General features: G+C 68.2%; 18 protein-coding genes. 5 read left to right on the top strand and 13 right to left on the bottom strand.

Translation table 11 applies throughout. The features are described from left to right. Positions 1-209 precede the first annotated feature (209 nt). The 8 genes from truA to infA all read right to left on the bottom strand — a co-directional run bounded on the left by truA (position 210) and on the right by infA (position 4,880). Positions 210-1,022, bottom strand: coding sequence for a tRNA pseudouridine(38-40) synthase TruA (gene truA / locus ACFULV_RS28465; protein WP_378662053.1), 813 nt, complete (start codon positions 1,020-1,022; stop codon positions 210-212). Positions 1,023-1,113: 91 nt separating this feature from the next. Then, entirely contained in the window at positions 1,114-1,626 is a 513-nt protein-coding gene (gene rplQ / locus ACFULV_RS28460) for a 50S ribosomal protein L17 (RefSeq protein ID WP_378661942.1), read from the bottom strand. 21 nt (positions 1,627-1,647) lie between these two features. Then, on the bottom strand, positions 1,648-2,706 hold the full coding sequence (locus tag ACFULV_RS28455) for a DNA-directed RNA polymerase subunit alpha (RefSeq protein ID WP_056818293.1): 1,059 nt from the start codon (positions 2,704-2,706) through the stop codon (positions 1,648-1,650). A gap of 91 nt (positions 2,707-2,797) precedes the next feature. Then, positions 2,798-3,403: a 30S ribosomal protein S4 gene (gene rpsD / locus ACFULV_RS28450; RefSeq protein WP_378632347.1), complete on the bottom strand. Its 606-nt coding sequence runs from the start codon at positions 3,401-3,403 to the stop codon at positions 2,798-2,800. Positions 3,404-3,427: 24 nt separating this feature from the next. Further along, positions 3,428-3,841: a 30S ribosomal protein S11 gene (gene rpsK / locus ACFULV_RS28445; protein WP_019045110.1), complete on the bottom strand. Its 414-nt coding sequence runs from the start codon at positions 3,839-3,841 to the stop codon at positions 3,428-3,430. Positions 3,842-3,850: 9 nt separating this feature from the next. Then, positions 3,851-4,222 carry a 30S ribosomal protein S13 gene (gene rpsM, locus ACFULV_RS28440; protein ID WP_378661940.1) on the bottom strand — a complete coding sequence of 124 codons (372 nt, stop codon included), beginning with the start codon at positions 4,220-4,222 and terminating at the stop codon, positions 3,851-3,853. A 177-nt stretch (positions 4,223-4,399) separates the two neighbouring features. Next, complete coding sequence (gene rpmJ, locus ACFULV_RS28435) at positions 4,400-4,513, bottom strand: 50S ribosomal protein L36 (protein WP_056818299.1); 114 nt, start codon at positions 4,511-4,513, stop codon at positions 4,400-4,402. A 145-nt stretch (positions 4,514-4,658) separates the two neighbouring features. Continuing rightward, positions 4,659-4,880 carry a translation initiation factor IF-1 gene (gene infA / locus ACFULV_RS28430; RefSeq protein ID WP_003418601.1) on the bottom strand — a complete coding sequence of 74 codons (222 nt, stop codon included), beginning with the start codon at positions 4,878-4,880 and terminating at the stop codon, positions 4,659-4,661. 1,837 nt (positions 4,881-6,717) lie between these two features. Between infA and ACFULV_RS28425 the strand changes: the two genes are divergently transcribed. Beyond that, a complete protein-coding gene (locus ACFULV_RS28425) occupies positions 6,718-8,274 on the top strand; it encodes an AAA family ATPase (protein ID WP_378662051.1) in 1,557 nt (518 codons plus the stop codon). 53 nt (positions 8,275-8,327) lie between these two features. On the opposite strand, the gene ACFULV_RS28420 is transcribed toward ACFULV_RS28425, so the two are convergent. Beyond that, complete coding sequence (locus tag ACFULV_RS28420; RefSeq protein ID WP_378632346.1) at positions 8,328-8,720, bottom strand: DUF4254 domain-containing protein; 393 nt, start codon at positions 8,718-8,720, stop codon at positions 8,328-8,330. Positions 8,721-9,001: 281 nt separating this feature from the next. On the opposite strand from ACFULV_RS28420, the gene ACFULV_RS28415 reads away from it, so the two are divergent. Beyond that, positions 9,002-9,811, top strand: coding sequence for a GntR family transcriptional regulator (locus ACFULV_RS28415; RefSeq protein ID WP_378632344.1), 810 nt, complete (start codon positions 9,002-9,004; stop codon positions 9,809-9,811). Further along, positions 9,808-10,407 carry a GNAT family N-acetyltransferase gene (locus ACFULV_RS28410; RefSeq protein WP_378661937.1) on the top strand — a complete coding sequence of 200 codons (600 nt, stop codon included), beginning with the start codon at positions 9,808-9,810 and terminating at the stop codon, positions 10,405-10,407. The genes ACFULV_RS28415 and ACFULV_RS28410 overlap by 4 nt, the downstream gene beginning before the upstream one ends. An 8-nt stretch (positions 10,408-10,415) precedes the next feature. Here ACFULV_RS28410 and eccCa read toward each other — a convergent pair whose 3' ends face one another. From eccCa to eccD, 3 genes are read right to left on the bottom strand one after another with little or no spacing between them, the layout of a single operon-like run. Beyond that, positions 10,416-14,483: a type VII secretion protein EccCa gene (gene eccCa, locus ACFULV_RS28405; protein WP_378661934.1), complete on the bottom strand. Its 4,068-nt coding sequence runs from the start codon at positions 14,481-14,483 to the stop codon at positions 10,416-10,418. A gap of 8 nt (positions 14,484-14,491) precedes the next feature. After that, on the bottom strand, positions 14,492-15,904 hold the full coding sequence (mycP, locus tag ACFULV_RS28400) for a type VII secretion-associated serine protease mycosin (protein WP_378632340.1): 1,413 nt from the start codon (positions 15,902-15,904) through the stop codon (positions 14,492-14,494). Next, entirely contained in the window at positions 15,901-17,361 is a 1,461-nt protein-coding gene (gene eccD / locus ACFULV_RS28395; protein WP_378661931.1) for a type VII secretion integral membrane protein EccD, read from the bottom strand. The genes mycP and eccD overlap by 4 nt, the downstream gene beginning before the upstream one ends. Before the next feature lie 157 nt (positions 17,362-17,518). Here eccD and eccA point away from each other — a divergent pair, with 157 nt between their 5' ends. Then, a complete protein-coding gene (eccA, locus tag ACFULV_RS28390; protein WP_378632337.1) occupies positions 17,519-19,360 on the top strand; it encodes a type VII secretion AAA-ATPase EccA in 1,842 nt (613 codons plus the stop codon). 50 nt (positions 19,361-19,410) lie between these two features. Here the strand turns inward: eccA and eccB are convergent, their stop codons facing one another. Beyond that, on the bottom strand, positions 19,411-20,919 hold the full coding sequence (eccB, locus tag ACFULV_RS28385) for a type VII secretion protein EccB (RefSeq protein ID WP_378632335.1): 1,509 nt from the start codon (positions 20,917-20,919) through the stop codon (positions 19,411-19,413). 118 nt (positions 20,920-21,037) lie between these two features. Between eccB and eccE the strand changes: the two genes are divergently transcribed. Further along, complete coding sequence (gene eccE / locus ACFULV_RS28380) at positions 21,038-22,777, top strand: type VII secretion protein EccE (RefSeq protein WP_378661929.1); 1,740 nt, start codon at positions 21,038-21,040, stop codon at positions 22,775-22,777. Positions 22,778-23,015: the final 238 nt, after the last annotated feature.

The following is a 23,015-nucleotide window of genomic DNA, read 5'->3' as shown; positions in this document are numbered from 1 at the left end:
GAATGGGGTGGCCGAGGAAGTATCCATCGTCTGGGAAATCTAGCATCGTCACCGATTACCACACCGATAACGTGAGCGCCACCACCACAACTCGGTGGCCGAGACAAGAAAATTTCCTTCTTTTCTTCGAATAGGGAAAAGTCTCGAACAAATATCGGATCGCCACTCGACAGTTCAGGTGTCACAAATTCGGTGAATGGATACGGCTATTAATCGCCGCAGCAACCGCCTTCGGGCACCGGCACAGTTCTGGATTCCCGGGTTTGAGCATTACGGGCGGCGAGGTCGGCGTCGGCCGGATAGTCGACGGCGATGAGGCTCAAACCGTGGGCGGGAGCGACCGTCACCGAGCTGGAACGTGCGGTCTCGGCGAGCAGGGACGTAGTCCATTCGGGGGCGCGGCGGCCCTCGCCGACCGCGAGGACGGCGCCGACGAGGCTGCGGACCATCGACCAGCAGAAGGCATCGGCGCTCACGTAGGCGGTGAGCAGGTCGCCGTCACGTTCCCAGTCGAAGCGCTGGAGTTCGCGGATGGTGGTCGCGCCCTCGCGACGTCGGCAGAAGGCGGCGAAGTCGTGCAGGCCCAACAGGTTTCGTGAAGCGGCGCGCATAGCCTCGAGGTCTACGCCGGGCTTGCACGGCACCACCCCGCGCGCCTGCAACGGCTGGGCGCCGTAGGGGGCGGTGGTGAGCCGGTAGGCGTAGTGGCGGCGCATCGCGGAGAAGCGGGCGTCGAACTCGGGAGGGGCGGTGCGGATTTCGGTGATCCGCACGTCCTTGGGCAGGAACTTGGCCATCCGGTACAGCAACTTGCCGGCATCGAATTCGGACTCGGTGTCGAAGTGCGCGACCTGTCCCTCGGCGTGCACGCCCGCGTCCGTGCGGCCGGCGACCGTCAGCTGCAGCGGCTCACGCAACACCTTCGACAGCGACTCCTCCAGCACGCCCTGCACGGTGCGCAACCCCGGCTGACGTGCCCAGCCGGTGAAATCGGTGCCGTCATAACTGATCCCGAGCCGCACCCGAGTCATGCCATCCTCCTGAATTCGCACGCGGAAAAGAACCGAGCCCGCCACCCACGAAGGGTGACGGGCTCGGCAGAACTCCTGAGAATCAGGCGTCCTTCTTGTCCTCGGTGGCCTCGTCGGCGGCCGGGGCGTCAGCCACGGTCTCGTCGGCGACGGTCTCCTCGACCTCAGCGGCCGGAGCCTCTTCGGTCTTCTGCGAAGCGGCGACGCGACGGGCCCGATCGGCCTCGTTGGTCACGGTCTTCTCGCGGACGAGTTCGATGATGGCCATCGGCGCGTTGTCACCCTTGCGCGGCAGCGCCTTGGTGATACGGGTGTAGCCACCCTCGCGACCCTCGAACGAGGGGCCGATGTCCGCGAACAGGACGTGCACGACGTCCTTGTTGCGGATGTCCTTCATGACCTCACGACGGTCGGCAAGGCTGCCGCCCTTCGCCTTGGTGATGATCTTCTCGGCGTAGGGACGCACCGCCTTGGCCTTGGCCTCGGTGGTCGTGATCCGACCGTGCTCGAAAAGCGCCGTGGCCAGGTTGGCGAAGATCGCCTTCTGGTGCGACGCCGAGCCGCCGAACCGGCGGCCCTTCTTGGGCTTGGGCATTGTGGGTTTCTCCTGGGCGTATTAAAGCTGTTCGGTTTCGGCGTAGTCCTGCTCGCCGCCGTCGGTATCACTGAACGTGCCGCTGTCGCTCCACGTTCCGGTGCTCGCGTCGTAACCCACCACGGAGGACGGGTCGAACGACGCCGGGCTGTCCTTGAGCGAGAGGCCCAGCGTGTGCAGCTTGACCTTCACCTCGTCGATGGACTTCTGGCCGAAGTTGCGGATGTCGAGCAGGTCCGACTCGGTGCGGGCAACGAGCTCGCCCACCGTGTGCACACCCTCGCGCTTGAGGCAGTTGTAGGACCGGACGGTGAGGTCCAGGTCCTCGATCGGCAGACCGAACGAGGCGATGTGATCTGCCTCGGCCGGGCTGGGGCCGATCTCGATGCCCTCGGCTTCGACGTTGAGCTCACGGGCCAGGCCGAAGAGCTCGACCAGGGTCTTACCGGCCGAAGCCAGCGCGTCCCGAGCCGTGATGGAGTTCTTGGTCTCCACGTCGAGGATGAGACGGTCGAAGTCGGTGCGCTGCTCAACACGGGTGGCCTCGACCTTGTAGGTCACCTTGAGCACCGGGGAGTAGATCGAATCCACCGGGATCCGGCCGATTTCCGCGCCGGTCGCCTTGTTCTGCACGGCGGGCACGTAACCGCGGCCCCGCTCGACGACGAGCTCGATCTCGAGCTTGCCCTTGTCGTTCAGGGTGGCGATGTGCATGTCCGGGTTGTGCACGATGACGCCGGCAGGCGGAACGATGTCACCGGCGGTGACGGTGCCCGGGCCCTGCTTACGCACGTACATGGTGACCGGCTCGTCCTCTTCGGAGGACACGACCAGGCCCTTGAGGTTCAGGATGATGTCGGTGACATCTTCCTTCACGCCGGGGACGGTGGTGAACTCGTGCAGGACGCCGTCGATGCGGATGCTCGTGACCGCGGCCCCCGGGATGGAGGACAGCAGGGTACGACGCAGCGAGTTGCCGAGGGTGTAACCGAAGCCCGGCTCGAGGGGTTCGATGGTGAACTTCGAGCGGTTCTCCGCCACAACCTCTTCGGTCAGTGTCGGACGCTGGGAAATCAGCATGAGGATCTACTTCCTGTTCAGGGCATCCGCTATTTGATGCCTCGTCAGTGATTGTGGGGGTCGCCGCGTAGCGACCCCCACCGTTAAGCGATTACTTCGAGTAGTACTCGACGATGAGCTGTTCCTGCAGCGGCACATCGATCTGCGCGCGCTCGGGCAGCTGGTGCACCAGGATGCGCAGGCGGCCGGGGACGACCTGCAGCCAACCGGGAACCGGGCGGTCGCCGACGGTCTCGCGAGCCACCTGGAAGGGCAGCGTCGGGAGCGACTTCTCCTTGACATCGATGATGTCGTACTGGGAGACCTGGAAGCTGGGGACGTCCACCTTGACACCGTTGACGATGAAGTGACCGTGGCTGACCAGCTGACGGGCCTGACGACGGGTACGGGCCAGACCGGCGCGGTACACGACGTTGTCCAGACGCGACTCGAGCAGACGGAGCAGGTTGTCGCCGGTCTTACCCTTGAGGCGGTTGGCCTCTTCGTAGTAACGACGGAACTGCTTCTCCATGACGCCGTACGAGAAGCGAGCCTTCTGCTTCTCCTGCAGCTGCATGAGGTACTCGGATTCCTTGATCCGCGCGCGGCCGTGCTGGCCGGGCGGGTAAGGACGACGCTCGAACGCCTGGTCGCCTCCGACGAGGTCGACGCGCAGACGACGCGACTTGCGGGTGATGGGGCCTGTATAACGTGCCATTTTGAGCTTTTTCCTTTCCCGCTATTAGACGCGACGCCGCTTGGGCGGACGGCAGCCGTTGTGCGGCTGGGGAGTGACATCGGAGATCGAGCCGACCTCCAGGCCGGCGGCCTGGAGCGAACGGATCGCGGTCTCGCGGCCCGAACCCGGGCCCTTCACGAACACGTCGACCTTCTTGACGCCGTTCTCCTGCGCCTTGCGGGCAGCGTTCTCGGCAGCGAGCTGCGCGGCGAACGGGGTGCTCTTACGCGAACCCTTGAAACCGACGTGACCCGACGACGCCCACGAGATGACATTGCCCTCGGGGTCGGTGATCGAGACGATGGTGTTGTTGAACGTGCTCTTGATGTGCGCGTGGCCGTGCGGGATGTTCTTCTTATCCCGGCGACGCGACTTCTGAGTCTTCTTCGGGCCAGCGGCCCGGCTCTTCGGAGGCATACGCTATCCCTACTTCTTCTTGCCGGCGACGGTCTTCTTCGGACCCTTGCGCGTACGCGCGTTGGTCTTGGTGCGCTGACCACGAACGGGCAGGCCACGACGGTGGCGGATGCCCTGGTAGCAGCCGATCTCGATCTTGCGGCGAATATCGGCCTGAACCTCGCGGCGCAGGTCACCTTCGACCTTGTAGTCCGTGGCCTCGATGAACTCACGGAGCTTCGCCAGGTCGTCGTCGCTCAGGTCCTTGGAGCGCAGGTCCGGGCTGACGCCCGTCTCGGCCAGGATCTGGGTGGCGCGGGTGCGCCCGATTCCGAAAATGTAGGTCAGCGCGATCTCCATGCGCTTTTCGCGCGGGAGATCAACGCCCATCAGACGTGCCATGTGGCAGGTTCCTTAATGGTTGCGGAGGTCTGCTCCCCGTCCGTCCCCCCGTGTACAAAATGGGGGCACCGGCCTCCGTGCCGGTGGATGGCGCGCACAAGTGCGTGCGCGCTGGAACTGGGAGTGCTTCTTTCGGTCAGTCCGATCAGACGATCGGTGCCCGGTGGTGAGGCTGTATCAGCCCTGACGCTGCTTGTGGCGCAGGTTGTCGCAGATCACCATGACCCGACCATGACGGCGGATCACCTTGCACTTCTCGCAGATCTTCTTGACGCTCGGATTAACCTTCACGTCAGTCCAATCTTGTATTGGTCCACACAGGTGGTGTGAACACAGTTTTTCCCCAGCCAGAGGACTGGGGAAGTCTGGTGTGCGTCCCGTTGCCGGGACACTGTGCGACGCCGCGCGCCGGTGAGGCTCGCGACGCCGTCAGGCATCACTTGTAGCGGTAGACAATCCGGCCGCGTGAGAGGTCGTACGGCGACAGCTCGACGACAACGCGGTCTTCCGGAAGGATACGAATGTAGTGCTGCCGCATCTTTCCGCTGATGTGCGCGAGAACCTTGTGACCGTTCTCGAGCTCGATCCGGAACATCGCATTGGGCAGCGGCTCGACAACTCGACCCTCGACCTCGATGGCCCCGTCTTTCTTCGCCATATCCTCCGCGATCCCGGTTACGCTCAACCTGAGTTTGATGGCCGTCCGCGTGTGTGACGTCGACCAAGAGCCCGTCGACATGCATGCGAACAGTCGGCGCATAGGTGCACCGCCGCTCAAGCTTACCGGGCCGGGCGGCCAGAGGCAAAAGTGCCCCGAACCGTACACCCTGACCGGGCCCCGTGCCGCACAATCGGAAGGCCTGCGAGCGCGCCGCCCTGAGCACGGTGTCCAGCCACCGGGCGGCCACCACGCCGTGGGGGTTGTCGCGTAAACTCACCGGCGTCGGAGAAGTGGGTCGATCAGATCGGGGGACCCTGGTGAGCGAGGCGTGCCGGTGAGCCGCAACAACGACAGCCTCCCCATGCTGCCGCCGTGGCTGTCGGAGAGCGACGTCACACAGGTCGGTTACGAGGCTCCGGTCGAGAACCTGCCCCAGGACGACGAGATCGACGACGCACCCAAACGCCGCCGCTTCATGGGCGGGCGCGGTGACGACGCGCCGCGCAAGGAAAAGGGCAGGCGCCGCCGCAAGGATCGCGAATCCGAGGAAGAGGCAGCCACCCCACGTCCGGGCGAGGCTGTCGACCAGCGCCGCCCCGCCGAGCCGACCCACCAGTCCGGTTCCGGCTGGTCCACCCCGCAGCAGCCCGCCGACCCGCTGATCCCCGGCCCGTCCCACCAGCAGCCCCGCCGTGAAGAGCAACCGCGTCCGCAGCCCACCTACGAGCAGCCCGCACCCCAGGCCGGCCGCGATACGTCGCAATACCAGCAGCCACACCAGCAGGCCGCGCCCGCACAGCCCAGCGCCGGGTGGCAGGCTGCCCCGAACCCGCTGACTCCGCCGGTCAGCCCACCGCCGCCGGCTGATCCGGCGCCGCGACCGGACACCAGCGGTCCGTCGTCGATTCCGGGGCCCTCGGCCGCAGATCCGGCGCCGTGGGCCGGCGGTCAGGCGTCGACAGCGGCTCCGTGGTCGTCGGGTCGGCCACCGGCGGATCACGCACCGGCATCCACCGGTACACCCCCTTCGCTCCCGCCCGCACCCAGCAGCGGGCCTGTGCACGCGGGCCCGGCAATACCCGCGCCGATCAGCGAGGCGGTGGATCACGCCGCGAACGCGCTCCCCACCCGCACGCCCGCGCCACCGTCGACCGGCTTCACCCCGCTCGGCCCGAACCAGCAGCGTCCCGACCTTCCCCCGCCCCCTCCCCTGCCGGACCCGCCCGCGCGCCCGACCCAGGCCCCACCGCGCCTGACCGTCCCGCCGCAGCCGACCACCGCCGAACCGCGGCCCGTCGCTGCCGAGCAGACGGTCGAGCAACCGGACCCGGCGCTATCGCCGGTCACCGCGCGTGATGAGGTCGAACAACCCAGCACGGACGCACTGTCGATACCCGCGCCCGGCGAGGTCGAGCAGTCGGCCGATGTACAGCCTTCCTCGGCATCGTCGTTCCAGGAGACCGAGCAGGCCACACCGCCTCGTCCGTCAGCCGCCGAGGTGCCCGAACCGACCACGGCGACGACCGCCGCGGAGTCCGCCGAATCGGCGGCAACCGGTGCGCGCCACTCGGCCGACGGGCTGTCCGCGCCCGGCGAGGACGCGATCGCGCCACGACACGGGTCGCCGTACAGCTCCGGCGAGTCCGTAGCTCCGCAGCAGCCACCGGCTACCGAGCACCAGTCGCCGTACGCATCGGGCGAGCGCGTGCCGCCGTCGGCTTACCCCGCGACGCAATACAACCCGGTCCCCGGTGATCCGGCACCGGTCGCGCCGACGCATGCGCCGGATGGGCGGACCGAGGTGTACCGGTCCGACGATCCACGGCTACACGGCATGGCGCCGGGTGAGCACGGTCAGGTGAGTCGGCAGGGTGGCACCGACCCCGCGGAACAAGCACGCGCCGCGCAGACCGGTTATCGCTCGGGTGAATTCGTGCAGGCGGCCGACACCGCGTCGCCGTATCCCCGCCCCGACGGCACCCCGGCCCAGCACCAGCAGCCCGACGGCCTGCCCACGTACGGTCCCGACGGCGTCGCCCAGCGGCCCGACGGTGCGGCACCGCAGTATCGGCCCGATGCCGCTCCCGCGCAGCATCCCGACGGCGCTCCCGTACCGCCGTATCGGCCCGACGGCTCCCCCGCTCCGCAGTATCAGCAGCCGAATCAGGGGGCGCAGCAACAGTTCCCGCCGAACGGTCCGGCAGCGCAGTTCCAAGCCGACGGCACGCCCGCGCCGCAGTACCAGCAGCCGCAAGGCCCCGGCCAGCAGTACCAGCCCGACGGCCCACCGGCACAGCAGTACCACCAGCCCAACGGGCCCGGTCCGCAGTACCAGCCCGACGGCACGCACGCACAGCAGTACCAGCAGCCGAACGCGCCGCAGCAGTACCAGCAGCCGGGCAACTACCAGCAGGGCCACCAGCAGCCCTACGGCCAACCGGGTTGGGGCGCACAGCCACAGGGCTACCAGCCCTCGCTCGACGACGTCCCGGTCAAGCGGGCGAAGAAGGCCCCCGGCAGTGGTTGGCGCAAGGCCGTGCACCACGTGTCCGGCGGTGCGATCAACCCGGGGATGTCCGCCGAGGAGCTGCGCCTGCAGGAACTTGTGGCCCGGATCCGCCAGCCTGTGCGCGGCGACTACCGCATCGCGGTCCTCTCACTGAAGGGCGGCGTCGGCAAGACCACCACCACCACCGGTCTCGGCTCGATCTTCGCCTCGATCCGCGGCGACCGAGTGATCGCCGTCGACGCCAACCCCGACTTCGGCACCCTGTCGCAGCGCGTCGCCATCCAGACCCGTTCGACCGTGCGCGATCTGCTGCTCGACCCGGCGATCCAGCGCTACTCCGACGTCCGCAGGCACACCTCCCAGGGCTCGAGTCGCCTGGAAGTCCTTGCCAGCGAGCGTGATCCGGCCGCGTCGGAAGCGTTCAACGACGAGGAATACCGGGCCGTGGCCCGCATCCTGCAGCGCTTCTACAACATCATCCTCACCGACTGCGGTACCGGTCTGATGCACTCGGCGATGAGCGGCGTCCTCGACCTCGCCCATTCGCTCGTGCTCATCTCCTCGGCCGCCATCGACGGCGCCCGCAGCGCCGCCGCGACCCTGGACTGGCTGTCCCTGCACGGCCACGACCACCTGGTCCGCAACGCGGTGGTCGTGATCAACCTCCCGCGCGAGGGCTCACCCAACGTCGGCGTCCAGCAGCTGCGCGAGTACTTCCTGTCCCGCTGCCGCGCCGTTCACATCATCCCGTTCGACGAGCACCTCTCCGAGGGCGCCGAGATCGACCTGCACCGCTTGCACAAGACCACCAAGCGCGCGTATGTGGAACTGGCGGCGACGGTGGCCGACGAGTTCGGCGTCCACCACCACCGGCTCGGCTGACACGCACGTCCGCGGTGTGCACCGCGGACGTGGTGTGCGGTCGAAGTGCTAGCTCACCACTCGGGCAGCCGCCTGCGCCCGGCCAGTACGTCACGCACCAGATCGTCGTAGGCGTCGGCCAATTCGGCCAGGTGATGCCACGCGCAGTGCAGCATTTCGTCGTTGGCCGCCAGCGTCATCAGGGCGTGGTGCGCTCGCACGGAAGCCTCGGCCATGCGGTCGATGACCGCGCCGACGGTCTCCGTGTGCAGCGTGGCGCCGAGGCGGTGCTGCGGGATGGACCGCAGCACCCAGTCGTCGATCGCCAGCACCAGTTCACTACGCCGGCAGTCGATTTCGCGCAGGACCACCGGATCGGTGTCGACTCGGCCCCCGCGCCCGACGATGCGTTTCTCGTGCAGCACGGCCAGATCGCGCGCGAACCACAGCAGCGGTCCCCCGACCACCCGATGTCCACGACACGCCCGGACGAGAATGTCGGAGAGGGGTAACAGACCGGTAGCTGCCGGGAGCCCGGCGGAATCGACACTCCGCACTGTGTCGGGGAAAGCCATGACAACTGTTGAACTCTCCGAACCAGCCACATTGCCTCGCCGTCATCGCCGCAGAGCACCGGATCAGGACGTTCATTACAATAAACCTCGCAAGCTTTCTGTCAAGCATTACTCGGCCGTAGGTAACCGATACGAGTACACTTCGTTACCTGCACGACCTACCGAGGAGCATGATGGCGGACGGTCCGACCTATCTCCGGATCGCGAACCTCCTCCGTGAGGAGATCCACGCGGGCACATGGAAACCGGGCGACCGGCTACCCAGCCACTCCGAGCTCGCCGATCAGATGCAGGTCTCGATCACCACCTCACGCAACGCGATTCAGGTGCTCGTCGCTGAAAATCTCGTCTACACAGCGACTTCCCGCGGCACCATCGTGCGCAACCAGGAAGTCCTGGAGTCGGTGGTCACCGACCACATCCGGCGCGATCGGCCCAGGTCGGCGCACGACATCTTCGAGGAGATCGCGCGCGCGGCCAACCGGGAACCGTCCAAGCAGTTCAGCACCAGGATGGAACCCGCGAACACCGAAGTCGCGCGCTGGCTCGGTGTCGCCGCCGATTCCTGGGTGCTCGCGCGCACGGTCGTGCAGTACCTGGACAACGAACCGTGGTCGTGGGAGGTGAGTTTCTACCCCCGCGACCTCGCCGAAGCCGCGGGCATCGACTCGCCACACGACATCCCCGAGGGCACCACCCGTCGCCTGGCCGACCGCGGCTACGGCGAGACCGCCCACCGCGACACCGTGCTGGCCCGCGCCGCCACCGCCGAAGAAGCGGCAGTGCTCGGCGTAGCCACCGGCACCGTCCTGCTCGACCATCTGCGCATCGGCGCCAACCACGAACGCGTCACCCGCGCCACCCGCCACCGTTCCCTGGCGGGCCGCAACCAGCTGGCCTATCAGCTCGGCGACACCACGGGCACCGACGTCATCGCCCGCACGTTGGGCATCGCACCCCGGTTGGCCGTCGCGCTGCCATGACGGTGCGCCTGCGCCCGGCCACCCTGGGCGACCTGCCGCTGATCTGCCGCCTGCGCGTCCAGCGCACGTCGTGGCTGACGGCACGCGGGTCGGATCAGTGGACGGTGGCGGGGCGCGGCCGACCGATCGAGATCTTCGCCGGGGCGGTCGGGCGGGCGCTGGATCGCGGTGAGACGTGGATCGCGGAGGTCGACAGTGAGCCCGCGGGGACGATCACGGTCAACCAGCGAGCCGATCCCGGACTGTGGTCGGCGTGGGAGCTGGCCGAGTCGGTGATCGTGCATTTCATGATCGTCGACCTGCGGTTCGCGGGCCTGCAGGTGGGGCACCGGATGCTCGCCCACGCCGCACGGCTGGCCGACCAGAAGCACCGGGACTGGGTCCGCCTCGATGCCTGGACCGCCAACCGCCACCTCCACGACTACTACCGCCGTGCCGGCTTCACCCTGGCCCGCATCGCCGACCCACTGACGACCGGCCCGTCCTGCGCGCTGTTCGAACGCCGCACCGACAGCTGGTGCGGTCCGCCGGTCCGCCGCGCGGCCCACCGGCGTTCCGTCCCGGCACTGCCGCTGATGGATCGCTTCCCCGGCTGACCGCGGGGTTACAGCGGTGGCAGGTCGGCGATGTGCACGAGTTCGATGCCCTGGCTCCGGGAGACCAGTGTGCCTCGGCCGGGCGGCATCTTGCTCGGGCGAACATCGCCGATCAGCTTTCCCTCGTCCCGGGAACCGCTCATGATCAGCGTCTGCACCGACAGGTTCTTCATCGCACCGAGCACCGGGTCGTACAGCGCACGCGACGCGCCACCGATGCGGCGGGTGACGACCAGGTGCAGGCCGATATCGCGTGCCTGCGGCAGGTATTCGAGCAGCGGGGCGAAGGGATTGACCGATCCGGTGACCACCATGTCGTAGTCGTCGACGACGACATAGATCTCCGGGCCCGACCACCAGCTGCGTTCGCGCAGTTGCTGCTGGGTGATGTCGGAACCCGGAATTCGCTTGGCCAGGTAGCCCGCGACCTCGGCGATCATCGGTCCACAGGTCTGTGACGAGGTCGAGTATCCGGCCAGCTGATCCCCCTCGAGCACACCGAGCATGGTGCGCCGGTAGTCGATCAGGATGACCCGCGCCTCGGACGCATCGGACTGTTCGGCGATGCTCATCACGATGTTGCGCAGCAGCGTGGTCTTGCCGCATTCCACGTCCGCGAAGGCCATGAAGTGTGGTTCGAGACCGAAATCCAGCACCAGCGGCTGCAATTCGGACTCGCCGAGACCGACGACGACCTTGCTGCGGTCGAGCTTCACGCCCTGCCCCTTGGCGGTGGCGACGACCTCGTCGCGCGGGAAGCTCAGCGGCAGCATGCGCACCTGCGGGGCACGGCGTCCCGGATACAGCGCGATGAGCTCTTCCCGCGCCCTGGTGACACCGTCGGCCACCGTGGACGGGTCGGAGTCCGAATCCAGGCGGGGCAGCGCGATCAGCATGTGCAACTGTTCGCGCGTGAGACCACGACCCGGCCTCCCGACCGGAACCTGGTGCGCGGTACGGCGATTCATCTCCGAGTCACCGGGATCGCCCAGACGCAGCTCCAGCCTGGTACCGACCTGGTCCTTGACGACCGGCCGGATCTCAGCCCAGCGCGAGGCGCCGATCATCAGGTGGACGCCGAAGGAAAGACCCTGGGTGGCAATGGCATTGATCAGCGGTTCGAGGATGTCGAATTCCTCGCGGATGGCGCCCCAGCCGTCGATCACCAGGAACACGTCACCGAACTGGTCGGCGGCGAGCAGGTCGCCCGGTGCGGCGGTGGTCCCGTTGATCTGTCGCGCCTCGAGCGCGGAGAACTTGCGCCGGCGGAACTCGGCCATGGATTCGATACCGAGCTCGGCGAACCGTTCCTCGCGCTGCCGCATGAGGGTGGTGAGCTCGGCGATGGTGCGCCGGACCCGATCGCCGTCGAGACGGCCGGCAACCGAACCGACGTGCGGGATCCCGACCAGACCGGCCATGCTGCCACCACCGAAGTCGAGGCAGTAGAACTGCACCTGCTCGGGAGTGTGCGTGGCGGCCGCGGCCAGGATGATCGTGCGCAAGGTGGTCGACTTGCCCGACTGCGGGCCACCGACCACCGCGACATTGCCCTGTGCGCCCGCGAGATTGATGGTGAGCACGTCGCGGCGCTGCTCGTAGGGCTTGTCGATGACACCGATCGGCATCCACAGCTGACCGTGCCGGTTCACCGGCGAACGCCAGTCGGGGTCGGGCAGCAGCATGTCGGCGGTCGGCGATTCCTCCAGCGGTGGCAGCCACACTTCGTGGGCGGGCCTGCCGTGCCCGGTCAGCCGCTTGACCACCACGTCGAGCAACGAATCCGGGATGCCCTCCTCGGCGCTCTGGCCACCGGGTGGGGGCGGTGGGGGGAGTTCCGGACGACCGCGCAGGATCGGGTCGGTCTCCTCGTGTCCCGGCTCGAGCTCCGCGGCTTCGACGGGTGCCGCGGTGAACACCACGGGCCGCTGTCCGCCGACCGGTGCGCCGTCGTCGTCGATGACCGTGCCGACCGGCGCGACATAGGAACCCGAGACATAGCTGGCGTTGAACCGAAGCGGTTCGGAGGCATCGCTTTTCAGGTAGCCCGCGCCGGGCACGCTGGGCAGGTGGTAAGCGTCGGTGATGCCGAGTACCGCGCGCGATTCGTTGGCCGAGAAGGTACGCAGACCGATCCGGTAGGACAGGTGCGATTCCAGGCCGCGCAGCTTGTTCTCCTCCAGGCGCTGCGAGGCCAGCAGCAGATGCACGTGCAGCGAGCGACCGAGACGGCCGATCATCACGAACAGTTCGGCGAAATCGGGTTTCTGCGAGAGCAATTCGGAGAACTCGTCGACCACCACGAACAGCGCGGGTAGCGGATCGAGCGGAACGCCCGCCGCCCTTGCCTTCTCGTAGTCGGTGACGTTGGCGTAGTTGCCCGCCGAGCGCAGCAGCTCCTGGCGGCGGTTCATCTCACCGGCGAGCGCGTCCTTCATACGGTCGACCAGCGAGAGCTCGTCCTCGAGGTTGGTGATCACGGCCGCGACGTGCGGCAGCGAGTCGAGGCCGAGGAACGTGGCGCCACCCTTGAAGTCGACGAGGACCAGGTTGAGGGCATCCGGCGAGTGCGTGGTGACCAGCGAAAGTACCAGCGTACGAAGGAATTCCGACTTACCCGAGCCGGTGGCGCCGATGCACAGGCCATGCGGGCCCATGCCGTTCTCGGCCGACTCCTTGATGTCGATCTCGACCGGCGTGCCGTCCGGGGTGATACCGATCGGCACCCGCAGACGTTCCCGCGCGGTTCGCGGTCGCCACACCCTGGCCGGGTCGATCTGGGCGGCGTCGGGAATGCGCAGCAGGGCCATCAGGCCGGGGTCGCTGGTGGTGCCCTCCCCCAGGCTGACGATCTGCGCGGCCGTCGCGAGCCGGTAGCGGGCGAGTGAGCGCGCGAAGGCCGCCGCCTCGGCCTGGCTGACCTCGTCGGCCGTGGCGAACCGTTCCACCCCGGCGGCGCTGCGCGCCGACACCGCGCCGTCGGAGACGACCAGTTGCAGGCCGCGGCGCGCCGCGAGTCCGTTCTCCGGCGCGGTCAGATCGAGCACGGTCACCGAGTCGAGGCCGGATTCGCTGATGGTGCGCTCGTTACCGCTGATGTAGCCGTCGTCGATCACCACCACCAGGTGCAACCGGCCCTGGGTGGGCTGCGGATTGCGCATGAACCGGCCGCGTTCCATCAGCTCGGCCTGCAACGCCGATTCGAGCTCGCCCAGCGAGGTGTACATCATCCGCGCCGACCCCAGTCCGTCGCGCACCGACGGATGCTGCACGTGCGGAAGCCATTTCGCCCAGGCCCAATGCGTATCGGGATCGGCGCAGACGATGGCGACGACGAGATTGTCCGGCCCGTGGAAGGTGGTCAGTTCCATCAGCATGGCCCGCACCAGCTCGCGGCCCTCGTCGAGGTCACCGCCGATATTGATGGCAGGAAAGGCCCGCAGCGAGACCGCGGTCGGCAGTTCGTGCACCACCGAATGCGTGCGGACGAAACGGCGCAGCGCCACCGTGGACACCGGTTCGAGGTCTTCGAGCGGGCCGGTTTCGGGCCTGGCCAGCTTGGTGGCGAGGCGGTGGCTGCCGACGCCGACTCGCACATGCCCGAAGTCGGGGTCGTTGGGGCGGCGCTCCCACATCCGCCTGCTACCGATCAGCGAGGGCAGATCGGCGGGTTCGGGATGACTCCAGCCGAGCGTCTCGAGCTGTTTGGTGCCGGTGGTGCGCACGTCCTTGCGCACCTGGTCGAGATACCGGAAGTAGTCCTTGCGTTCCTCGTTGAGCTCGACGGCGCGTTTGGGACCACCGCCGCGCATGCCCGCCATCATGCCGACCATCGACATGAGCATCATCATCGGGAACATCATCATCATCGGATTGGCCAGCAGATTGCGGCCCATCGTGACCATCATCGCGATCATGCCGACCACCGCGACCACCATGATGACGGGCATCAGCTTCATCATCAGCGGCGACGGGATGGCGCGCTGGATCTCCGGCGGCGGGGTGAGCGCTACTTCACCGCCCGGTGCGCGCGGCGGCGCGATCCGGGGGCGACGGACGAAACCTTCGGTTGCCATCGAACCCTCTACTCCTCGAATTCCTGATTGAGGTCAACACCGCGGCGGCGGAACGGGAACCCGAACGCGGCGCCGATTCCCAAGGCGGCCAACAGGAACAGCGATCCGGCGATCGCGACCTGGCGCGGCCGGGAATCCGGTTCCGGCGCCGCGTAGGGTTCGGCGATCGGATGGCCGACGTCGGCGCCCCTGCTGGGCGGCTCGGCGGACAACGGCGCGGTGAGCGCCGCGAGCGGGTCGATCAGACCGGCGCCGATGGCATCGTCACGGCCGCGCCCCGGTGCGTGCGCGGTGCGGGTGATCCGTTCGATCACCTGCTGGGCGGACAGTTCCGGAAAGCGTGACCGGATCAGCGCGGCCAATCCGGCGACATACGGTGCGGCGAAACTGGTTCCGTCGACCGGCTGCACACCCTCCATCGTCTGTACGCCGTCGACCAGCCCGGTGCCACCGGGCTTGCTGTCCAGCGACACGATGTTGCGGCCGATCGCGGCGGCCCCGACCCACGGCCCGCGCAGCGACAGCGCCGAGGGCTGGCCGTCGGCGTCGACCGAACCGACCGACAGCACGTACGGGGTGAACCACGCCGGGGACGGGACAGTGGTCACCGAACTCCAGCCGGATCCCTCGTTCTGGTTCTGGCACGGCCCGCCCTGCTCCACATTGCCCGCCGCCGCCACGACCACCACATTGCGGTCGTAGGCGTACTTCACGGCAGCGCCGAGCGCGCCGTCGGCGGTATTGGAACCAGCTGCGGTGCAGGCCACTTCGGAGATGTTGATCACGGTGGCGCCCATGTCCACCGCGCGCACGACCGCACCGGCGAGGGTGAGCACACTGCCGTAGCCGTCGCTGCGCAGCGCACCGTCCTCCTTGACCGAACCGGCCCGGTCCTTACGGTCGTAGGCGAGGCTGAGCTGGCGGATGGCCAGGATCTCCGCGTCCGGGGCCACCCCGACGAACGCGTCGTCGGGTGAGGGCCGGGCGGCGATGATGCCCGCCACCAGTGTGCCGTGGCCGTCGCAGTCGACAGTGCCGTCGGTATCGCTCACGTAGTCACCGCCCGCTTGCAGCGCGGGCAGGCGCGGATGCCGGTTGACGCCGGTATCGATCACGGCCACCTTCTGCCCGGCCCCCCGGCTGAACTGCCAGGCCGAGGGCAGATCGAGGACCTGCTGCGACATCGGCGGTTCGACCGGCGCGTTGCCGCGCAGCACCGGTTCGGCGCACAGTTCGCGCTGTTCGGTCGCCTCCAGCGGAGCCGGTCTACCGCTCAGCGCCAAGGCAGCGTCGAGCGCGCCCGGATCGATCCGGGGCGGGGCGATGGCGCCCGCCGGCATCGGGAATCCGGCGACGGTGCCGAGCACGGTCGCCGCACAGGTGAGCCGCAGCAGCGCGCGCCGCATGGCTGCGCCGGTCATATGTTGCGGGCGGTCGAGTACACATCCATCACCCACAGCGCGAGCGGGATCATCGTGATGATCAACAGGTACTCGAAGATCTCGATCATCCGCCGTGTCACCGGTGTCACTTCGACATGGGGTCCGATGACGCCGAACCCGATGACAGCACCCGCGGTCGCCAACAGCAGTGCCACCGCGACGAATTCGAGCGATTCGTGGCCGAGGCCGAGGCCGGACAGCAACGCGAGCAGGGTGAGCGCGCCCGCGATGATCAGCGTGGCAGCCTGCACCAGGTCGGCGTAGGAGCGACCGCGCAGACACAGCACGATCCCCGCGACCGCCGCGAGGGCGACGCCGCCGGAGTGGAACGAGCCGAACGGGTCGGCCGCGCCGACGGCACCGATCAGCGCGGCGAGCGCGCAGGCGACGACGAGCCCGGTCTGGATCTGATTCGCGACCCGGGCGCGTTCGCCGAGCCCGGCCGCCGAGGGCAGCGCGATCGCGCCGACCGCGCCGACACCCTCGATGGTGGGCCGCTGTTCGTGATCGGCGGGGTCGATCGCCCCGCCCGCGGTCGGCACCGGCGGAATCGGCAGCCGTGCCGTCACCGCGGCCAGCCGTGGCACCGACGACAGCAGCATCACCGCCGCCACGAGCACCCCGGCGAACAGCTTGGCCAGCCCCGGATGCCAGATCAGATAGATCGCACCCGACACCGCGCCGAACACGCTGAGCGTGATCGCGGCGGCGAACAATCCGGCTCCGATTCCGGTGACCCGATACCCGATCACCGCGGCGACCAGGAGCATCACGCTGCCGAGCAACAGGCTGCCCGCCCCGAGCACGCCCGGCACCACCAGCGCACCACCGCCGAACAACAGCAGCAGCGCGTCCAGCGAAAGCCAGTTCGCGGTAATCGAATCCGTGAATTTCCGCGCGGCGATTCCGGCCGCCGCGGACGCGGCGATCCCGGTGCCGAGCAGTGCGAACGCCGGGGCGAGCGGATCGGTGTGGGTGCGCGAGACGATCAACAGCGCGAGTGCGGCGATGATCGAGACGGTCGCCAGCACGAGCCCGGCCCAGCGGGCCGCCGATCCGGACCAACCGCGGAACTCGCCTGCGGTGAGCCGGGATACGGCGTCGATGACGTCGTCGAACAGCGCGGGCGACTCCCGGCGGGTCACCGGGCTCAGCACCAGCAGCTCACCGTCGTAGACCTCGGCCTCGGTGAGCGTGCGGCTCGGTGCGAGCGGGTCCTGCCCGAGTCGCGCCAGCGTCCAGTGCTGGGCGCGGATCGGAGCGGAGTCCTCGTCGCCTTCGGGCAGGCGCGGATCCCGCGAACGGATCAGCGCCACCAGATCACCGATGAATCCGGCGATCGGAACCGTGGCGGGCAGACCTATGTCGAGCTGCGTATCACCCCCGATCACTGAAACTCGGCATAGTTCGGGCTCATTGCCTAACAACGTCGACACCAGTGATGAACTCTCAGTCGTAGCTGACTACTTCCGTTGCGACCACACGGCAGCGTTACCTAATCTAACGGACAGGGCAAACCGGCGCGATCGAAGTCCTGCCGCCGGATTGAACACCAGCTGTCCATCAGAGGAAGATTTCGGGGTCCGACACCACATGCCAGACATTCGCCAGGCTCAACGCGCCTTCGACGCGGGCGTCCTCTCGCTCGGTCTGTCCATCGACGGTCAGGAGTCCGCGCGCGACGAGGAGTACGCGAAGCTGGCCTTCCAGCGCGCGACGGAATGGGACTCCTCGATGTGCGACGCGTGGCTCGGCCGCGCGGCAGCCGGCGAGGTGACCAAGGAGGTGCTGTTCAATCTGCACCGCACCAGCCTTGATTCACTCGGCCGCGAGCAGCGCAGGATCGGCCTGGCACCCCGCGCCATGGCCGGGCGCTTCCTGCCCGGGCTCTACATCGACTACCCGCTGGCCGGGCTCACCGAGATCTGGCTCGCCTGGGCATCGCAGCTGATCGCGGACACCGACTACGACCAGGCCGAGCAGGTGCTCGACGAACTGGCGAAGCTGCGCGGCGGGCGCGCCGACGACCCCGACAAGCAGATCGACGATCGGATCAGCGCCTACATCCGCGGCATCCTGCACTACAACACGCAGCGCTGGTCGGATGTGATGACCGTGCTGGCCGGTTCGGAAAGCTGGAAAGACCCCTATCTGGCCACCGGCGCGAACGTGATGGTGGGCACCGCCTGCGCGCAGCTGGGATTGTTCGGCGAGGCGATCCGGCGGATGGAACAGGCTGAGGCGGGTCCGATTCCGTCGGCCAAGTTCACCGCCATGTACAACCGCGGCCTGTGCCTGCGAGAATCGGGCAACGAGGCCGAGGCCCAGAAGCTGTTCGAGCAGGTCTACTCGCAGCTGCCCGATTTCGCCGCCAACACGACCGCCATGCGCGACCGCACCTTCCGGATCGTGGTCACCAGCCGCGAGGTGATCGACGCGCGCACCGACAAGTGGGATGCCGGCTCGGCGCCGACCCTGGCGTCGATGAACGAGGCCGCCGCGGAGGACCGTGCGAAGACCGTGCTCGCCGAGGCACGCGCACAGCTCGACAAGCAGGTCGGACTGGCCTCGGTGAAGAACCAGGTGGCCAAGTTGCAGTCCTCGGCGCAGCTGGCCAAGATCCGCGCGGGCAAGGGCCTGTCGAGTCAGTCCCGTGGTCAGCACCTGGCCTTCACGGGTCCGCCCGGTACCGGTAAGACCACCATCGCGCGGGTGGTCGCCAAGATCTATTGCGGTGTCGGACTGTTGAAGACCGACAAGGTGGTCGAGGCCAAGCGTGTCGACTTCGTGAGCCAGAACCTCGGCGGCACGGCGATCAAGTCCGAGAAGCTGATCGACAGCGCGATGGACGGCGTGCTGTTCATCGACGAGGCCTACACACTGATCCAGACCGGGCTTTCGGGCGGTGACGCGTTCGGTCGCGAGGCCGTGGACACGCTGCTGGCGCGCATGGAGAACGACCGTGACCGCCTCGTGGTGATCATCGCCGGGTACGACGGCGAGATCGACCGGCTGCTCGCCGCCAACGACGGCTTGGCCTCCCGTTTCGCCAAGCGTCTGCAGTTCCCGTCGTACACCGCCGCCGAACTCGGGCAGATCGGCGAAATCGTCGCCAACAGCCGGGATTCACAACTGTCGCCGGAGTCGCTGGCCACCCTGATCGAGACCTGCGACTACCTCTACAACCTGGAGAGCACCGACCAGAGCGGGCAACCGCGCCGCGGTGTGGACCTGGCAGGCAACGGTCGCTTCATCCGCAATGTGATCGAGTCGGCCGAAGAGGAACGCGAGTTCCGGCTGGCCAATACCGAGGGGCTGGATCTGGCCGAGGTCGACGACGACGTGCTGATGCGCATCGAGGAGCCGGACATGCGGACCGCGCTCGCCGGGATCGTCGCCACCCTCAATATCGGACAGATCCCGAACCTGAGCTGAACGCCGAAGGGGGCCCGGTGCGAATGCGCGCCAGGCCCCGCTCCTTTCGGCTACTTGCTGGCCGAGGGTAGCGAATCGTAGCTGGTCAGCGCGTCTTTCGCGGACAGCGTCGGGCCGGGGACGAGCTGACCGATGATCGACCACGGCGCGAGCTTCGGCTTGTCACCGAGGCCGAGCACCGCGGCGGTCCCGGCGTCGGGGATGCCGTAGCGAATCCCGTTGTCGGCCACATAGAACAGCGATTCCCGCCGCAAGCTCCCCGGCTCGACGCCGGTGACCTGGACGAATTCGCCGGTGCTCGGCGCCAGGTACACGGCATCCATTCGGTTGCCCGAACCGTCGGCAGTCGCGAGCGTCACCGGCTTGGCCGATCCGGCCAGCGGCAGTTTCGTTCCGGCGAGCAACGTCACCGTGGCGCGTTCGGTCGGCCCGTCCACCGACTTGCCCTGCGCGGTGGCCTCACCGGGATCCTTGGCCCAGTTCACACATGCCACGGGGGCGTCCTCGGCGGACAGGATCCGCGGCTTGTGCTCGGGGAAGGCGTCGATCGGCAAGGTGTGCAGCATCGGCATCCGGTCGAGCACATCCGGCGCCAGCTCGGCGATCTCGCGCATCCCCCGCGAATCGGCGTTGCGCAGCAGGTCGGCGGTGAACTCCGAGACGCGCTGTACGCCGTCGGCGAGCACCACGTACATCGTCTCCTTGCCCGCGGCCTCCACGCCGGTCACCGAGATGATCCCGCCGATCGGCACATTCGACAGTTTGCCGGGGCCGGGTTCGCCCGCGCGCTCGATGGCCGGCACGGCGAGCGGCGGGGCCTGAGTGGTGGCGCCGAGCACCGCGCTACCGATCGGGCGGACCTGCTGACCGGTCAGCCCGAGGGTCCGGGCGAGCACCGAGTTGGTCGGGTCGACCTCGGCCCGCGCGCCCTTGTACAGAAGGAAGGTCTTGTCGCTGTGGCGCATCAGCATGGCGTCGTCTGCGCCGACCGCGCCGATCCGGTCGCCGGTCTCGAGCTTGCCGACGATGGCGGTGGTGAGGCCGCCGCCCGCGCCGGACGCGCTACCCGCGGCCGAGAGCGGGGTGGTCTCGCACAGCGTCCAATTCGAGCTCGAGCCCTGCTTGGAACCCGGCATGGCCGCCGGGGCGCCGGGAATGCCGAGCAGCGGACCACGTGGCATCGAACCGAGCTTGTCGTCCTTCACCGATTTCGGCGCCTGCGCGTCGCCGGCGATGAGCCGGGCCGAGGCCAGATTGAGCACCGGGTGGAGGGTCTTCTCGCCCTCTTTCGCCTCGACGACCACATACATGGCGCCGCTCTGCTTCCCGGTGACGATCAGCGCGTCGCCGATCGCGCCCTGTGGTTTCAGAAAGCCGAGGATGGCCGCCCCTGCCACGATGATCAGACCGAGGACCGCGCCGACCATCAGCGACCGGCTCTGCGACTTCATCGGATCGTGCAACATGCGCACGTCACGGCGGACCAGGGCATGGTCGAGCCTGCGTAGCAGAAAGCGATAACCATTGACCTGGGCTTTGGTTGTCAGCTGTGCCGGCACAGGGACTCCATTGCTGAGTTGATCACCATCTCGTCGGACACGGTACCGTAAATCCGGAACTTGTCCTTCACCATGATTCGACGTACGCCAAGCGGGGACAACGGCTTTGAACAACAGTATGAACGCCGGGCAAACCGGCAGCGCACACGTCTACGACACCCTGCGTGACCCGGAATTCTGGTTGTTCCGGATGTACCCGCTGCGTGCGTGTGTGCCGACCGCGATACTCGCGGCGATCGTGGCCTGGATCGTGCTGGCGACGACGGATTCGGTCTACGGCGCGATCGGCGGCGCCGCTTTCGTGCTGTTGATCGGGCTCGTGCCGATCCGGCGACGGCCCCCGGCGGTCCGCATCGGTGACTGGCTGGCCCGTCGGGTGCGCGGCCGCGCCGACACCCTCGATCGGGCGCCCGCGTTCGACGTACCGCTGCCGGAGGGCGGCGGCTGCGGGGTGCGCTGGGACGGCGATTTGCTGCTCACCATGCTGCGGATCGACCCGCCGCCGGACACCCTCACTCTGCTGCGTCGCGGCTCGCTCAGTGCCGACCAGCTGCTGCCGCTCACCGAAGTGGCGCGCTGCCTCGAGCAATTCGATGTGGGGCTGGTGAGCATCGATGTGATCTCCACCGGCGCGCGCACCGCGGGCACCGGTGCGGCCGCACAGCTGTACAACCGGATTCTCGGCCCGCTGCCCGCCATCGCGCACCGCACCTGCTGGCTCGTGCTGCGCCTTGACCCCGTGGCCAACGCGACCGCGGTGGACAAGCGTGGCGGCGGTGCGACCGGTGCGCTGCGCACCATGATCATCGCCACCCGCCGGGTCGCGAATCGGCTGGCCACCCAGGGCATCGACGCCGCGGTGCTCACCGCGACCGAGATGAACAGCGCGCTGCGCGAACTGTCCTACGGCTTCGACCCGCTGCGGCTGACCGAGTCGGCGCACGGCCTGGAATCCGAGTACGGCAGGCATCTCACCCATTACCAGCTCACCGCGCCGATGATCGGCACCAACGGACTGGCCGAGATCTGGTCGCTGCCCACGTTGTCGACCACCGTCACCCTGCGCCTGCACCCCGGCGCGGGCCGGATCGGCCGGGCGGACGACAAGGCGGGGACCGTCGTGCTCAACGCCGTCGTCCGCTTCGATTCGGTGGAGCCCTACGACAAGGCGCCGATCGCCGGGCTGCGCGAGCTCCCGGGCAGCCAGCGCCGAATCCTGCTCGACACCTTGCCCATCGGCGCCGCCGACGCCCTCGGCGGCCGGGACGGCTACCGGGGCACCCTCACCGCACTCACCGACATCGCCGTGCCGACGACCGGCTGCGGCCAGCTGATCGGCGCCGACGAACGCGGCCAGGGCATCGCCGTCCCGCTGATCGGCGCGGGCACCCGCCATGTCGACGTGATCGGGAACCTGGACCTGGCTCAGCAGGTGGTCCTGCGGGCCACCGCGCTCGGCGCGCACGCCGTCGTGCACACATCACGCCCGCAGGCATGGCAGTCGATGGTCGCCAATCTGGCCACCCCCCAACTGCTGTCGATCGCGCCGCGCGCCGCGGGCGCGACCCCACAGGCACCCCCCGGCCCGCCACCCGTCCCCGCGGCCCCGTACCCGACCACCACCGTCCTGGTGTTCGACGGCATCGCGCCGACAACCCATCTCGGCGGCGCGACCTTCGTCGAAATCCGCACCACCGAACGCGATCCGGACGCGCTGCCGCCCGACGTGACCCTCATCCAGGACCCGTACGCCCCGAACCGGATCACGGTCCGCACCAGCACCGGCAGTGCGACAGTGTCGATGGTGACCACCCCCGACGAAATGCACTACATCGGCGAATCACTCGCGGCCCGCTGAGAATTGCCCGACTTCACACCCAGTTCGGGAAACCGCACCGCGAGCCCAGCACCAGCCACCCACCCGCACAACCGAACCCCATACGGGCCGACCTCGCACAGGTCCACCCCGTACGAGCCCGACCCGCACAACCCAACCCCCACGGGCCGACCTCGAGGAGGCCCTCGCCCGCGCAGCGGGCGTAGCGGCCCGGCCACCCGAAAAACGGGGCGGGACAAAGTGCCGAAGGCACGAGTCC

Source organism: Nocardia sp. NPDC057272, from assembly GCF_042668615.1.
GTDB lineage: Bacteria > Actinomycetota > Actinomycetes > Mycobacteriales > Mycobacteriaceae > Nocardia.
The sequence above is the reverse complement of the archived record's forward strand: the minus strand, read 5'-3'. Positions and strand labels throughout refer to the sequence as shown.